The sequence below is a fragment of the Vibrio japonicus genome, assembly GCF_024582835.1.
GTDB classification, from domain to species: Bacteria; Pseudomonadota; Gammaproteobacteria; order Enterobacterales; family Vibrionaceae; genus Vibrio; species Vibrio japonicus.
On record NZ_CP102096.1, the window covers coordinates 1,676,492 to 1,691,926 of the forward strand.

General features: G+C 47.5%; 11 protein-coding genes. 4 read left to right on the forward strand and 7 right to left on the reverse strand.

All coding sequences use genetic code 11. The features are described 5' to 3' along the window. Positions 1 to 81 precede the first annotated feature (81 nt). The gene (xthA, locus tag NP165_RS07975; protein WP_257083447.1) at positions 82 to 888 is read left to right on the forward strand and encodes an exodeoxyribonuclease III; all 807 of its coding nucleotides are present in this window, start codon (positions 82 to 84) and stop codon (positions 886 to 888) included. A 78-nt stretch (positions 889 to 966) separates the two neighbouring features. On the opposite strand, the gene fabV is transcribed toward xthA, so the two are convergent. The 3 genes from fabV to psrA all read right to left on the reverse strand — a co-directional run bounded on the left by fabV (position 967) and on the right by psrA (position 5,339). After that, complete coding sequence (gene fabV / locus NP165_RS07980; protein ID WP_257083448.1) at positions 967 to 2,169, reverse strand: enoyl-ACP reductase FabV; 1,203 nt, start codon at positions 2,167 to 2,169, stop codon at positions 967 to 969. Between the two features lie 206 nt (positions 2,170 to 2,375). Beyond that, entirely contained in the window at positions 2,376 to 4,661 is a 2,286-nt protein-coding gene (locus tag NP165_RS07985) for an acyl-CoA dehydrogenase (protein WP_257083449.1), read from the reverse strand. A gap of 45 nt (positions 4,662 to 4,706) precedes the next feature. Beyond that, on the reverse strand, positions 4,707 to 5,339 hold the full coding sequence (gene psrA, locus NP165_RS07990) for a TetR family transcriptional repressor PsrA (protein WP_371133666.1): 633 nt from the start codon (positions 5,337 to 5,339) through the stop codon (positions 4,707 to 4,709). A gap of 422 nt (positions 5,340 to 5,761) precedes the next feature. On the opposite strand from psrA, the gene NP165_RS07995 reads away from it, so the two are divergent. Together NP165_RS07995 and NP165_RS08000 are read left to right on the forward strand one after the other, a co-directional pair. Next, positions 5,762 to 6,673: a pyridoxal-phosphate dependent enzyme gene (locus NP165_RS07995; protein WP_257083450.1), complete on the forward strand. Its 912-nt coding sequence runs from the start codon at positions 5,762 to 5,764 to the stop codon at positions 6,671 to 6,673. Further along, entirely contained in the window at positions 6,673 to 6,993 is a 321-nt protein-coding gene (locus NP165_RS08000) for a DUF1496 domain-containing protein (protein ID WP_257083451.1), read from the forward strand. Before NP165_RS07995 ends, NP165_RS08000 begins: the two co-directional genes overlap by 1 nt. 37 nt (positions 6,994 to 7,030) lie before the next feature. Here NP165_RS08000 and lhgD read toward each other — a convergent pair whose 3' ends face one another. From lhgD to NP165_RS08020, 4 genes are all read right to left on the reverse strand, one after another. Then, positions 7,031 to 8,245: an L-2-hydroxyglutarate dehydrogenase gene (lhgD, locus tag NP165_RS08005; protein ID WP_257083452.1), complete on the reverse strand. Its 1,215-nt coding sequence runs from the start codon at positions 8,243 to 8,245 to the stop codon at positions 7,031 to 7,033. A 25-nt stretch (positions 8,246 to 8,270) separates the two neighbouring features. Next, the gene (locus NP165_RS08010) at positions 8,271 to 10,400 is read right to left on the reverse strand and encodes a TRAP transporter permease (RefSeq protein ID WP_257083453.1); all 2,130 of its coding nucleotides are present in this window, start codon (positions 10,398 to 10,400) and stop codon (positions 8,271 to 8,273) included. A gap of 103 nt (positions 10,401 to 10,503) precedes the next feature. Beyond that, the gene (locus tag NP165_RS08015) at positions 10,504 to 11,517 is read right to left on the reverse strand and encodes a TAXI family TRAP transporter solute-binding subunit (RefSeq protein ID WP_257083454.1); all 1,014 of its coding nucleotides are present in this window, start codon (positions 11,515 to 11,517) and stop codon (positions 10,504 to 10,506) included. A 314-nt stretch (positions 11,518 to 11,831) separates the two neighbouring features. Next, the gene (locus NP165_RS08020; protein WP_371133667.1) at positions 11,832 to 13,184 is read right to left on the reverse strand and encodes a sigma-54-dependent transcriptional regulator; all 1,353 of its coding nucleotides are present in this window, start codon (positions 13,182 to 13,184) and stop codon (positions 11,832 to 11,834) included. A 190-nt stretch (positions 13,185 to 13,374) separates the two neighbouring features. On the opposite strand from NP165_RS08020, the gene NP165_RS08025 reads away from it, so the two are divergent. Then, on the forward strand, positions 13,375 to 15,432 hold the full coding sequence (locus NP165_RS08025) for a sensor histidine kinase (protein WP_257083456.1): 2,058 nt from the start codon (positions 13,375 to 13,377) through the stop codon (positions 15,430 to 15,432). Positions 15,433 to 15,435 lie beyond the last annotated feature (3 nt).

A 15,435-nucleotide genomic window follows, 5' to 3' on the forward strand; every position in this document is an offset into this window, starting at 1 on the left:
GTTGGCTTTAGTGTATCGAATAAGAAGATGATAAGATCACACGCTACGCTAATTAGAATGAATAACAATTAAGGATTTGGGATGAAAGTCATTTCGTTCAATATCAATGGCCTGCGCGCTCGCTTACACCAATTGCAAGCCGTTATTGATAAACATCAGCCAGATGTTATCGGCCTTCAAGAGATCAAAGTCCACGATGAAGCTTTCCCAATCGAAGATGTAGAGGCGATGGGCTACAAGGTTTATTTCCACGGCCAAAAGGCGCATTACGGCGTTGCTATGCTGTGCAAGAAAGAGCCAATCTCTATCCAGAAAGGTTTCCCTACCGATAACGAAGAACATCAAAAACGTATGATCATGGCGACGTTTGAAGATGATAACGGCGACAAAGTCACGGTACTGAATGGTTACTTCCCACAAGGCGACAACATCAGCCACGAAACCAAGTTCCCATACAAGCGTCAGTTTTATAAAGACTTGATGGGCTACTTGACTGAGTACCACACGAACGATGAACAGCTGATCGTGATGGGTGATATCAACATCAGCCCAATTGATTCAGACATCGGTATCGGTGAACCAAACCGCAAGCGTTGGTTGAAGACGGGTAAATGTTCCTTCCAACCAGAAGAGCGTGAATGGCTAAAAACCTTAATGGATTGGGGCTTCGTGGATACTTTCCGCCAGATCCACCCTAACGTTAACGATCGTTTCTCGTGGTTTGATTACCGCTCACGCGGCTTTGATGACAACCGTGGTCTGCGTATTGATGTAATTTTAGCAACACCTAAACTTGCAGAAAAATGTGTTGAGTCTGACATCGACTACGAATTACGCGGTATTGAAAAGCCGTCTGACCACGCGCCTATCTGGTCAACGTTTCAGTAAGTTGCGCTAGCCAGCTAGATTCTAGATACAAAAAATCCGGTGTATGCACCGGATTTTTATAATTAGAGTCAAAGCAAATTAGATCGCGATGAAATCAGCTTCTACTGCTGGGTTCACGTCTGCTTCGTAATCCACACCGTCAACGCCAAAGCCGAATAGCTTCAAGAACTCTTCTTTGTACTCAACGTAGTCAGTCAGTTCTTTTAGGTTTTCACTAGTGATCTGCGGCCATAGGTCACGGCAGTGTTGCTGGATGTCTTCACGTAGTTCCCAGTCATCCAGACGTAGACGGTTTTTCTCGTCCACTTCTGCTGCGCTGCCGTCTTCTTTGTATAGACGCTCGCTGAACATGCGGTAAATCTGTTCCATACAACCTTCGTGTACGCCTTCTTCACGCATCTTCTTGAATACCATTGCAATGTACAGTGGCATTACAGGGATTGCAGAACTTGCCTGAGTAACAACAGACTTAAGAACCGCTACGTTTGCACTACCGCCAGTCGCTGCCAACTTATCGTTAAGCGCTGTCGATGCACGATCTAGGTCCATTTTCGCTTTGCCTAGTGCGCCATCCCAGTAGATTGGCCAAGTTAGCTCAGTACCAATGTAGCTGTACGCAACCGTCTTACAACCTTCTGCAAGAACACCGGCTTCAGAAAGTGCGTTGATCCAAAGTTCCCAGTCTTCACCGCCCATTACGGTAACTGTGTCTTTGATCTCTTCTTCTGTTGCTGGCTCAACACTTGCTTCGATGATCACATCTTTATTGGTATCAACCGCTGTCGAAGTGTAAGTTTCACCGATAGGTTTTAGAGATGAACGAATCAATTCACCTGTTTCTGGCATTTTACGTACTGGAGAAGCCAGTGAGTAAACCACCATATCAACCTGACCTAAGTCTTCTTTGATCAGATCGATTGTTTTCTGTTTCGCTTCGTTTGAGAAAGCGTCGCCATTTAGGCTTTTCGCGTATAGACCTTCTTCACGCGCTAGCTTTTCGAATGCTGCTGCGTTGTAGAAACCTGCAGTACCTGGTTTCTTTTCAGTGCCTTCTTTTTCGAAGAACACACCGATAGTTGAAGCGCCGCCACCAAATGCCGCAGCGATACGAGAAGATAGACCGTAGCCACTTGAAGCACCGACAACAAGAACGCGTTTAGGCGCGTTTTTGATTGGGCCTTGTGCTTTTGTGTAAGCAATTTGTTCTTTTACGTTAGCTTCACAACCCACTGGATGCGTTGTGGTACAGATAAATCCACGAATTCTAGGTTTGATGATCATATTCAACTTCCTTTAAAAAACCCCGCTAGGATAAAAGGTTCACCGCCAGTTCGCATCTAATTTCTGTAAAAATGTCGCTAAAATGCAAGTGGTTGGATGACTTTCGTTATATTTTGCAGACAAAACAAAGAAAGGCATCTTAATTGATGCCTTTCTGCTCTTTAGGATAGCAAAGCCTAGTGCTTGTTGACTCAGTAATTACGCGACTAAGCAACGCTATCAAGCTTGCGCTTTACTTCTTGGTCGTGCGTCCTTATTTCACTCAAGTCATGACTAAAGTGGTCAACTTGAATCGCTTTGTAACGCAATTCATCTGCCGCAAGAACTTTATCTACTTCTTCTTGAGTCAACACACCCGCCTCTAGCGCCTGCTCAAGTCTATCTTTCAGCAGACCTTTACGAGCCACTTTACCCTCTTTCGCCGCCGTCATTAACTTACGTTCAAGGCTCTTAACACCGTACATCGCTAGGAAAGCATTCTCGATTAAACCAACGCTGTCGTTTTCATCTTTACCGATGTAGCAAAGGTGCGTTAAACGGTCACGATGCGCTCCAGGCGTCATTAGGCTTTCCGCAATCTGAACGGTCAGATTATCACTCGGTTTTTGGTAATGGTTTCCTAGTGGGAAAATCAATACCTTCAGCAGACGTCCAACCGATTTTTGTGGATAGTTAGTGAACGCTTCTTGTAGCGATTTTGCCGCATTGTAGAAACAGTGTTGTACCGCATAATGAACGTAATCGAGATCTTGTTGCTGACGACCTTCGTCTTCGTACTTTTTCAGTGCCGCCGACGCCATGTATAGATACGCTAGTACATCACCCAGCCTTGCCGAGATCATCTCTTTACGTTTTAGATCTCCACCCAGTGTTGCCATTGCGATGTCTGCACTCACAGCCAATGCGCAGCTTAATCGAGTCAACTCTTTGTAGTAACGCTGTGTTGGACCGCTCATCTCTGCCTTGATAAAGCGTGAACCCGTCAACGCTGCGCCAAATGCACCAAAGGTATTCTTAGTTGCATGACCGATATGTTTGAACAACAGCTTATCAAACTCTTTTGCCCCTTCTTTTTCATCCGGGTTTGCCGCTGCTTCCATCTCTTTAAGAACATAAGGGTGACAACGTGTCGCACCTTGACCGAAGATCATCAGGTTACGAGTCAGGATGTTCGCACCTTCTACCGTGATCGCAACAGGGATACCTAGATACGGCGATGCTAAATAGTTCATTGGACCGTCTTGGATTGCGCGACCAGAATGGATATCCATCGAGTCGTTCAAAATGGTACGAGCCATTTCGGTCATGTGGTATTTAGCAATTGCGGTTACGATACCCGGCTTCTCTTTCAGATCCAGTGACGTGGTCGTCAGTGTACGAGTAGCTTCAAGCAGATAGGTTAAACCACCGATGCGACCCAGCGCCTCTGCCACACCTTCAAATTTACCTATCGACATACCAAACTGCTTACGCACGTATGAGTATGCACCAGTCGTACGAGAAGTAAGGTGGCCAATTGCTGCGCCTAATGCTGGCAACGAAATACCACGACCTGCTGACAAACACTCCACCAGCATACGCCAACCTTTACCTGCGTACTCCTGACCACCGATTAGCCAATCCATAGGGATGAATACGTCGTTACCACGGGTTGGACCGTTCATGAATGCTAGACCAATTGGGTCATGTCGCTCACCAATCTCAACCCCTTTATGGTCTGCTGGGATTAGCGCACAGGTGATCCCAATGTCTTTCTTATCACCCATTAGACCATCTGGATCGTACATTTTGAATGCCAAGCCTAATACAGTAGCAACTGGAGCCAGAGTAATATAACGCTTGTTCCAGCTTACTCTAACACCAAGTACTTCCTTGCCTTCGTGCTCGCCGTAACAAACAATCCCTTCATCTGGAATACCACCTGCATCTGAACCCGCTTCTGGACCTGTCAATGCAAAACAAGGGATATCGGTACCATCAGCCAAACGTGGTAGCCAGTAATCTTTCTGCTCTTGAGTACCGTAATGAGACAGCAATTCACCCGGACCTAATGAGTTCGGAACCATGACCGATACTGCGGCACTGATGCTTCGCGTAGCAATGCTTGAAACGATGGTTGAGTTTGCATGCGATGAAAACTCGCGACCGCCATATTCTTTGGAAATGATCAGAGAGAAAAAACGCTCTTTACGTAGGTACGCCCAAACCTCTTTCGGCAAGTCACGATCTTCTTTAACGATCTTATGATCGTCCAACATACCCAACAGCGTCTGCAACTCGTTATCCATAAACGCTTGCTCTTCTGCACTGAGTGTTGGTTTAGGATAATGGTGTAGTTTGGTGAAATCAGGGCGACCCGAGAATAACTCTCCATCCCACCACACACTGCCCGCTTCCATTGCTTCTTTCTCTGTGTTTGATAATGGTGGTAACACCTTCTTAAACAATTTAAAAGCTGGGTCACTTACCCATTTTCTTCTTAGAGAACTCATAGTCAGATCCTTTTGTTCACAGTTGTGGTCCATTTATTTTTGTTTTCAAGCTCTATCAGCCGCAACTCCGGCAGCTAAATATGGTATTAGTTGATCAACAATAGACTTTACGTCGACTTTCTTGTCGTAGGAGTTTTCGGCAATTTCCATCAACGCCTGACTTGAAGCCATGGTGAAAACGCAAGTTCCTAGCGTAAAGTGCAAACGCCAAAATAGCTCTTCTTCTGAAAGGTTAGGATTGGCTTTCATAACGGATTGCGTGAAAAGCGATAAAGTTTCTTGATAGCGCGTCGTGATAAACCAACGAAGGTGACCTTGCACATCGGTATAACCTCTACCAACCAGCAACATAAAACGGCTCGTGCCATTTGGTCTTAAATCGTTTAACGAGCCTAATGGAGAGCGTAATGATTCAAACACCGCTTCCATTGAGTAGTTGTCACTCAGATTTAAATTCGTCAACGAATCTTGCATCGCTGGCATGAACGCTTCTAAGTATCGGTTCAGTACCGCTCGCACCAGTGTCTTCTTGTCTCCAAAGTGGTAATTGACGGAGGCAAGGTTTACCCCAGCTTTACTGGTAATCGTCCGCAAAGACGTGTCATTAAAGCCATGTTCAGCAAAGAGTGCCTCGGCAACATCTAGGATTTTTTCTTTTGTACTGTTTTTGCTTGCCATTTGAATCACTCGTATTAAACACATGTTTGAAATATACAACCAACACATTCTAACAACAAGTCATTAACATCACATTTTTCAAACTTGGTCAGACCAGGTTAAATGCGTGCCCTAAAAGTGAGACATAAAAAAAATAGATTTTTTTTCGCTTGAAATGGAACTGATTGGAAAAGTGCCAGTCTGAATAAGTGTAGTTAGCAGAGCATTCGTGAGTTTTCAGGCCGTCAAACTTGTTTTCTTAGCTAGCACTACTAATTTACGCTGCTTTATCTTATTAACTCCTATGTTTGTATCCGCCCAGAGCAAATTTGCTCTGGGCTTTTTTTATCTCTGAAACCGCTTATCTCTAAAAACCGCTCATTGAGCTTAATAGGAAATTTTAGATAAAATACGCAGCTTAATTCCCTAAATCTAATGCGGTTATGAAACTTGCCGATACGCCTATCACCCAACACGATTTTGACGGTGTCCGATTTTACTTAAAACGCGATGACCAGCTGCACAGCCACTTCAGCGGTAACAAAGCACGTAAGTTTATGGCGCTTCTGGAGCAGCCCCTTACTCATATTGACACTTTAATTAGCTACGGCAGCATTCAATCTAATGCGATGTATTCATTATCTGCCTTGGCTGCAATAAAAGGTTGGAAATTCGAGTTTTATGTCGATCATATTCCTCAATGGCTGTCAGACAATCCTAAGGGGAATTTCCGCGCTACGCTGGATATGGGAGCGGAAATTAAAGCAGTGAATGAGTTTCAACTGCACCCGAGGGATTATATAGAACAGATCCGACAGCCTAACGACCATTGCTTAGTCGTACCCGAAGGCGGTCGATTCAAACATGCTGAAGTGGGCATTAAACAGCTCGCAAGAGAAATACTCTCATGGACTCGTTACGAAAATTGCTCTGAATTTGCAGTTGCATTACCTGCAGGGACTGGGACGACGGCACTTTACCTTCATAAATATTTAGCCCCTCATGGTATCGAAGTGGTCACTTGCCCATGTGTAGGAGGAGCAGAATACCTAAAACAGCAATTTGCCGATCTTGGTGAAAGCAGTTTTCCTACCATATTGGAACTTCCGGCGAAACATCACTTCGGCCACCTTTACAAAGCAGACTACATTATGTGGTTAAAATTACTCAAACAAACACACGTCGAGTTTGATTTGCTCTATGATCCTATGATGTGGCAATGCTTAATCCCTTGGCACACGGAAAACTCGCACAAAACGCTCATTTATGTCCATCAAGGTGGGTTACTGGGGAACGAAAGCATGCTGCCCCGTTATGAACGAAAATTTGGTTTAACACCATTAGAGGAAAGCTAATGCGTACAACTTCCCTATTGTTATTATTGCTTGCTAGCGCCAATGTTGCAGCGGCGAGCACTTCCGCATCCACTTCTCATAAAGCGATTATCGGCGTTAATGCGGCGGAAATTGGCCAACGCGTCTGCTTTTATCAAGATATGGCGTATTCATCAGGAGCCATCATTCAAGTGGGTGAACATTTCCTGATTTGCCAAAATGAAAACACCTTCGAAACCAACGGCGCGTTGAAGTGGGCTTCTTTGTCATCAAAGACAGAAACAAGAGCAGAGCCAAGCAGCTCGAAAACTGTCAAAAAAATAAGCCAGCTACCCAACTGAGTAACTGACTTGTGATTGAGTGCTCACTGACGCGGGATTAAGCGTTTTTCGCCATCACCTTCTCGCAAATGTACTCGCCAATTGGCATGGCAGAAGTTGCCGCCGGAGAGGGCGCGTTACACACATGCAAACTGCGCGGGCTTTCAGCAAACAAAAAGTCGTGTACCAAAGTGCCGTCTTTCATCACAGCCTGCGCACGAATGCCCGCCGGGTATGGCTTGAGATCCGCAACCTGAATGCTCGGGCAATACTTGTTCACTAGCTTCAAGTAACCCGGTTTCCACCACGAGTTTTTAAACTCCACCAGCCCGGTTTGCAGATGTTTGGCGGTCACTTTCCAGAAGCCAGCAAAGCTCAACATTTGCCACGTATCTTTGAGACTGAAGTTAATCACGCCATAGCCTTCTCGCTTCCAGCCCTGTACCGCATTAGGGCCAACCGTGACCGTACCATCAATCATACGAGTTAGGTGGACGCCCAAAAACGGCAGATCCGGATCTGGAATCGGGTAAATCAGATGATTCACCACTTGGTTATGCTTCTTGTCTAACAGGTAGTATTCACCGCGATAAGGGACGATTTGGAAATCGGTCTCGATGCCTAGCATCTTGGTCATGCGGTCCGCCATTAACCCAGAGCAAGAGATCATAAAACGACCATTAATCTGCATGGTTTGGCCATCGACTTTGCAAGTAAGTTGGACTTCTTCCTCTAGCTCTTTGGCGGCGATAACTTCGGTACCCAAGCTCACTTGACCGCCGATATCGGTGAACTCCTTTGCCATCATTTCGGTGACTTTGGTGTAGTTCACGATACTGGTTGATTTCACCAATATCGCGCCTAAGCCCGTGATGTTCGGCTCTGCCAATTTCAACTGCGCTTGGTCTAGCAACTCCACCTCAATGCCATTTTGGTGGCAACGTTCATACAGCGCATTCATACGCTCCATTTCGGCGTTGTTGGTAGCGACCAGCAACTTCCCGCAATTCTCTACCGGAATGTCGTGTTTAGCGCAGAAATCAATGGTTCTTTCAACGCCGCGCTTACAAAAATCCGCCTTGAGACTGCCGGGGGCGTAGTAAACACCCGCATGGATCACGCCGCTGTTGTGTCCTGTTTGATGCTTGGCAAAACCCGACTCTTTCTCAATCAACAAAATCGATTTGTTTGGGTAAGCCTGTTGCAACTGCCACGCTGTGGAAACGCCCACAATACCGCCACCGACAATAATAAAATCGTACATTGCGTTCATAATGTTCCTAAATCTATTTCGTAAATCACACAGGTTTCGCGATTGAATTTTCAACACTCGTGTTTGAATTTCGGCCGCTATAAATAAACACGCCGATGAATGCCGCACTGCACGCCAGTCGAATCCATACTGCAATGTCAGGCCATACCAAAGCCAAACCTACACCAATCAAAGCAATACGGATAAGCCAGTTGATCTCGCCTTCCAGATAACCTTCAATCGCGGCAATAAAGGCATAAGTACCAATGATGGCAAAACCGCCCGTCACCAATACGGAGGTAATGTCCCAGCTCACCAGGTTGGTGTACGCAATCAACAGCGGCACTAAGTAAAGACCTTTGGCAATTTTCCACGCCATCAAACCCGTGCGCATTGGCGGTGTTTTAGCGATGGTTGCCGCCGCAAACGCCGTTAAACACACCGGTGGAGTCACGTTACTGTCTTGAGACAGCCAGAAGATGATCAAGTGTGCAGACAGCAGTGCTAGGCCAACCGCTTCCAAGCCCAAACTTTGCTCAAGCAGGGTATCCATAAAATCGGCAGGCACTTTGGTTAATAGCTCTTTGGCCGTTTCCAACGCCATTGGCGCGTTAAGGAGATCCAGCTGATCTGGCGCTGCCAGCATAAAGATCGCTTTCGCTTGCTCTGGTAATTGACCAGCGACCAGCATATCCAGCAGTTGGCTTTCTGCCAGTAACTGATACAACGCAGGTGCCGATAATGTGCCTAATACAATGTACGCCGCCGTGACTGGTAGGCCCATGCCAAGCACCAATGACGCCAACGCGATCAACAAGATCATGATAAACAAGTCACCATTCGCCCAGCCGTTGATCATCAGCGAGAAGGTGTTACCAATACCCGTGGTACTGATCACATTGATCACCAAACCGATGCCCACCAGCAGTACCGCCGTGGTTGCCATGTTCTTCGCACCTTGAGATAAGGCTTCGATGATCGCTTTCGGCCCCATCTTATGATTTTTCGAGAACCAAGACGCCACCACCACCGACAAAATAGAGATACCCGCTGCGTAGGTTGGCGTAAAGCCTTGTACCAATAAAGTGACTAGCACTGCCAGAGGAATCAGGTTGTGCCAACCAGAGATAAGCACTTTTAGCAGTGGTTCGCTGCTGGTCGTGACTTTTTGCACGCCACTGCGCTTGGCTTCAATACGCACAAAGAACGCAACCGATAGAAAGTACACCAACGCAGGCACAAACGACACGGCAATAATATCCACGTAAGGGATCTGCGTGTACGACGCCATGATAAACGCGCCCGCGCCCATGACTGGCGGCATAAGCTGACCACCTGTCGATGCGGCTGCTTCTACACCCGCCGCAAAGCGAGACGGGAAACCCGCTTTTTGCATCAATGGAATACTGATCACGCCAGTAGACACCGTGTTCGCCACGCTAGAGCCGGATACCGAGCCCATCAAACCGGAACCGATAACCGCAATAAAACCTGGGCCACCAATGATTTTTCCTGCGGCTGCACGCGCCACGTCGATGATGTAATCACCCACACCAGAGCGCACCAAAAAAGCGCCGAACAGGATGAACATGAAAACAAACGTCCAGCTGATGCGCGAAATAGAGCCGAACATGCCTTCAGACGAGTAAAAACTGCGATAGAGCAAGGTTTCTAAGCTCAGACCCGGGAAATGGAAAATCCCACTCGCCCACTGCCCCCAAAGCACCACGTAGCTCAAGCAGACAAGGATAAGTACCGGAATAAACCAGCCCATGGTACGGCGGATCAGTTCGATCACGATGGCAATCGCCAAAATCGCGAAGAACCAATCGCTCGCGACAAATTTAACGCCGCGCTCGTATAAAGCATCTTCCGCAAATGGGATGTAAATAAGACAAGCCAGTGCTGCCAGTGCGATCACAATGTCGACCGCCAACGCCACTTTACTGCGTTTTAAAGAAATATGAGCCGGATACCACAGCGCACAAATCACGGCAAAACCGGCAAAGTGCGTGGCCGAAATCCAAAGCTCAGGCAGCGTGGATAACGTATTAAAATAAATATGCAGTAACGAGATCACCACACCAAGGGCGGTAATCGCCTTGCCCACCCACGGAAAATCCGTTCGGGTCGGCAATTCAAACTTTTGCAGTTCCTGCTGCAACGAATCGCTCATAACACACTCCAATACCCCGCCGCGCGCACACCACGGAGAAAAAGTTAAACTCAATCAATAAGAGGGATACGCCCTTAAAATCTAAGGGCGTAAATATCATCAGTTAGTTGATGATCAGTTGTGATGGGATCTCGACACCCACTTCTTTGTAGTAACGTACTGCGCCTGGGTGAAGTGGTAAAGGCAAGCCAGATAAAGCTTTTTCAAGCGCCATCGCTTTGGTCGCTTTGTGGATACCTTGCAGGAATGGCAGATTTTCGTAGATGGTTTTGGTCAGCTGATAAACATCTTCTTCCGAGATATCGTCTCGCACGGCCAAGAAGTTTGGTTGCGCAACCGTCGTAATCGGTTTATCAACGCCAGGGTAAGTGTTGGCTGGGATTTCGTACTTGGTCCAAAGATCAAAGTCGCGGTTGGCTTGCTTGATCTGCTCATCCGTAAACGAAAGCAGTTGAATATCGTTGCCTAGGGCAGCAAACGCTTGTGTGACAGCCCCAACAGGAACGCCCGCAGGTGTGTTCATACCGTCGATGGTGCCGTTCTGTAGCGCACTCGCACTGCCGCCGTAACCCATGAATGCCAAGTTAAATTTGTCTGGGTCAACCGATAGGCCTTTCATGATCTGACGGCCCGATTTTTCTGTTCCCGAGTTCTTTTTACCAATCGAGAATTTCTTGCCATCAAGGTTATTCAGGTCGCTCACTGTGCCAGATTCAGCCAGCTCAGAACGGACGATAAAGTGTTCAACGTTCTGCCACAACATGGAAACCGAGCGCAGTTGCTCTTGCTTACCCGATTTTGCATACGGGCCTTGACCACTCCAAGCCCACGCACCATACAAACCTTGCAAAATCGCAAACTGCGCTTCGTTCTCATTCAGCATTTTCACGTTCTCACCCGATCCAGCCGAGCTGATTGCGGACAATGAAAAGTGATGCTTCGGCGCGACTTTGACTTTGCTAAGAGTTGCTAATGCGACACCCACTGGGTAATACGTTCCGCCCGTTGACGCGGTGGCAAGGATGTAACTGCGTTCATCCGCAGCAGAGACATTCGCCGCCAAACCAAATGAAGCCATAGCGATAGCCAGAGTTTTCACTAACTTGTTGTATTTCATTATTACTCTCCATGTAGAGTGATTTCACGTTATGTTTTTGTTAACAACAATCGCTATATAGCAAAACCAATGCCAACTTTTAAGCTATTGATTTTATTTGAAATTAATTTCCACACGCATCCAAACAAGCCATTTTTTGCTTATCTTCTGATTTAGCAGTAAGCAAAAAATGGCTCATTAAGTGGATGATTGAGTAGCAAAAAAGAGGAGGACAGCTCACACAAATGAATTATTTGTGATCAATGTTAATAAAATGGTCGATTTTGATATGAGCAAAATTTTGCTCATATCCTGATTCCGATCTCGACCTGAAACTAACTGACGTAATCACTGCGGTTGAGCGCGTAACGCACCATTTTTTGGTTCAACGTTCGCCGTGGTAAATCGAGCTCTTGCATCACTTCATTAATGCGGCCTTGATGTCTGAGCAAAGAGTCGTGAATAACTTTGCGTTCAAAGCTCTGCACCTGCACCGCTAGCGGCACACCAGACGAGGCCGATTCTGTAGTGGTGTTCGGACGGCACGAAAGAATCTCGCCCACGGTTAGCATTTCGTCCAGTGCAAAACGAATTGCGACGTTGCGCAGCTCACGCACGTTGCCCGGCCACGAGTAAGAGAGCAGCGCGTGTCTGTCGGCTTCACTGGCTTGGCGAGTCTCTGGGTTGGCTTCTTGAGTGAAGTGTTCAAACAGCAGCAAGGCATCGTCTTCACGCTCACTCAACGGCGGCAAATGCAGTTGCGCCACGTTCAGGCGATAAAACAGGTCTTGGCGAAAATCGGGATGATTCAACAGATCGTGCTTGGCCGCAGAAATCACACGCAGATCGACCGACACTTGCTGGTTGCCCCCAACCCGTTCAACGACATGATCTTGCAGTGTACGTAGCACTTTGACCTGCATCGACAGCGGCATGCTTTCGATTTCATCAAGAAACACCGTACCTTTGTCGGCAAACTCTAACTTACCGATGCGCCGTTTCGCCGCCCCCGTAAATGCGCCTGCTTCGTGGCCGAATAGCTCACTTTCGAACAAGTTTTCCGGAATCGCACCGCAATTTAGCGGAACAAACGGGTGTTTTTGCCTTTGACTGAACTGATGCAAGCAATTGGCGACCAACTCTTTACCACAGCCCGTTTCTCCATAAATGATCACGTTAGTATCGATGGACGCGACTTTGATGATTTGCTCGCGCAGATCGCACATCACTTTACTACGGCCAATCAACACTTGCTCGATACCGCTGATGCTATCTAAGTACGATAAGCGGCTTTTGCGCTCTCGACCTTGGCTGTATTTTTCGACCGCTTCCGCCACGGTCTGCGAGAGACGCTCTGGATCAAACGGCTTTTCAATGAAGTCATACGCGCCCTGCTGTAGCGCTTTGACCGCCATATCCACATCACCGTGACCGGTAATCAAAATCACTGGCACTTCCGGCAAGCTCTGCTTAACCTGATTTAAAATCTCGGTGCCATCAATGTCTGGCAACCTCACATCGGTGATGATCGTGTCGAATTCTCCGCTCATCACCGCCTCTAACGCGGCTTGCCCTGTTTCAAACGTGGTCACTTCAAAGCCTGCAAGTTGCAGCCACTGGCTCGTTGCTTGACGGACGATTTGGTCATCCTCAATCAAAGCAATACTGCGAGTCATATGTAATTCCATCTATAGACACCTATTTTTCAAGCCACCAACGTTAAGTAAAAATACGCAAATCGAAAAGGAGCTAGCTCTCACTTCTCAACAACACTGCTTTAACATTGGATTATTTATTTGTTAGCTTCTGCTTCTCATTTCCAAGTCCCTGCTTTCTCAACTCGCAGCGTACACAATCCGCGCAAAGGATGTTCTAACGATGGTTGGTAGTAATCGTTACTGGTTTATTATTCTCGCAATTTTTGCCATTGCGGTGGCAAAGGTCACCAGTCAAAAAGCCGCGACCCAATGGCACATGGAGCAAGCGCAAAGGCAAGGCGAACACCGATTGCTCACCTACATCGGAGAAGCGCGCCGCTCGCTACAACGCTTTTACCACCTGCCCTATCTAGTCACCAATGATGAAATCAGCCTGCGTTATTTCAAAGGCGAGGCTTCGCTTGAGCCACAAATCAAAAAGCAGCTGATTCAGTTGGATAAGGCCGCCAATACCAAAGGTTGGTATGTGTTGTCTTCGAGTGGTGATGTGCTTTCATCGAGTATCGAACGGAGTAATTTGAGCGAAGACGACATTGAGACCATCGTTCAGCGCATCCATGCCCAGCGTGAAGCGATTTCCGTCGTAACCAAAAGTGTCGGCGCGACACCCGATTACTACCTCGCCGCGCCTATCTATTTGAAATTCGATATTGTCGGGATCGCCGTGGTGCAGATTGATTTGAGCCTGTTGACCGACCAATGGTTCGCCGACGATGAGGTGATCCTGTTCCAAAACGCGCAGCAACAGTTCTTTCTTTCCAGCCATCGCGTCCTTAACGCGGATTGGTTTAACGAGCATTTCAGCATGGCGCAAATGATGACGACGCAAACGCTCTACGATCAATCTCGCATCAACATATGGGAACTCAACAACAAGAAATACCTTGTGCAGTCGGTCACTTTGGATGACCTCAACTGGCGCTTAACCTACCTGACGCCCCTGCAATCGCTGTATCAGACCGTCAGTTGGCTAAGCTGGAGCGTCGCAGTGGCGTGTTTGTTTGTGCTGCTGCTCTTGGTGATCCGTTTCCAGCGCTACCAAAAGCAGCTGGGTAATCTGCGCATTCAGCGTTTGATCGAAGAGTCTGAAAAGCGCCTGACTGGCATGATCAACAAGACCCACGTAGGCCTGTTGCTGCTGGATAAAAACGGTGCGATTCACGACATTAACTTGATGGCGAAACGCTATTTCAGCTTATCTGATTCGATGATTGGCAACATTCAGGCCTGGCAGTTGTTTGACGCGGGCAACCCCAACTCCACCACGCTACAACTACTGAAAAACTTGGCGCAGCACCAAGAACTGGCGGAAATCAGCAGCGTGGAAACCATGGCCAGACGCAGCGATGGCAGTTGTTTCCCGGTGATGTTTTCCATCAGCCTATTCCCTTGGGGCTCCAATAACTACTATCTGTGCACCATCATCGACATCAGCAAACGTAAAAAGGCCGAAATAGCGCTGCAGGATGCCAACAAACATTTGCAGCAGCGGGTACAAGAACGCACCCAAGCGCTGGAAAATGCGCAGCAAGAATTGATCGAAGCCAGCAAGCTAGCCGCGCTGGGCAGAATGTCGAGCGCGATCACTCACGAACTGAACCAGCCGCTAACGGGGTTACGTACCCTGCTTTCAAGTAATCAACTGTTGATGGAACGCGGTGAGACTAAGATGCTCAAAGCGAACATGACGCTGGTGAATACCTTGATTGACCGCATGGCGAACATGACCTCTCAGCTCAAGTCGTTCGCGTTTAATCGCCTTGAACAACCTCAGCCTGTGTCGTTTACCGATGCGTTACAGGAAGTGCTGCGTATTCAGCAAGCCGCACTAGCCAGCGTGGATATTCGCGTGCGGATCGCCTCGGATGTTTCACTGGTGATGGGCGAAGAAGCGCGCTTAAGGCAGGTGCTGGGCAATTTGATCAGCAACGCGATTGATGCCACCAAAGGGCAAGACAACCCGAAAATTACCGTGGCGGCACATTGCGACAACGGCAAAGCCATCATTCAAGTGACCGACAACGGCTGCGGCGTGGAAAACGACAAGTTGGCGACCATTTTTGAACCTTTCCATACCAACAAGAAAATAGGCGAAGGACTGGGACTTGGATTGGCCATTACCGCGAACAACGTGCGCGATATGCAAGGGACGATTGTCGCCGAGAACAACCCAGACCAAGGGATGACGTTTACGCTGAAACTGACGCTGGCGGCTTAAAAA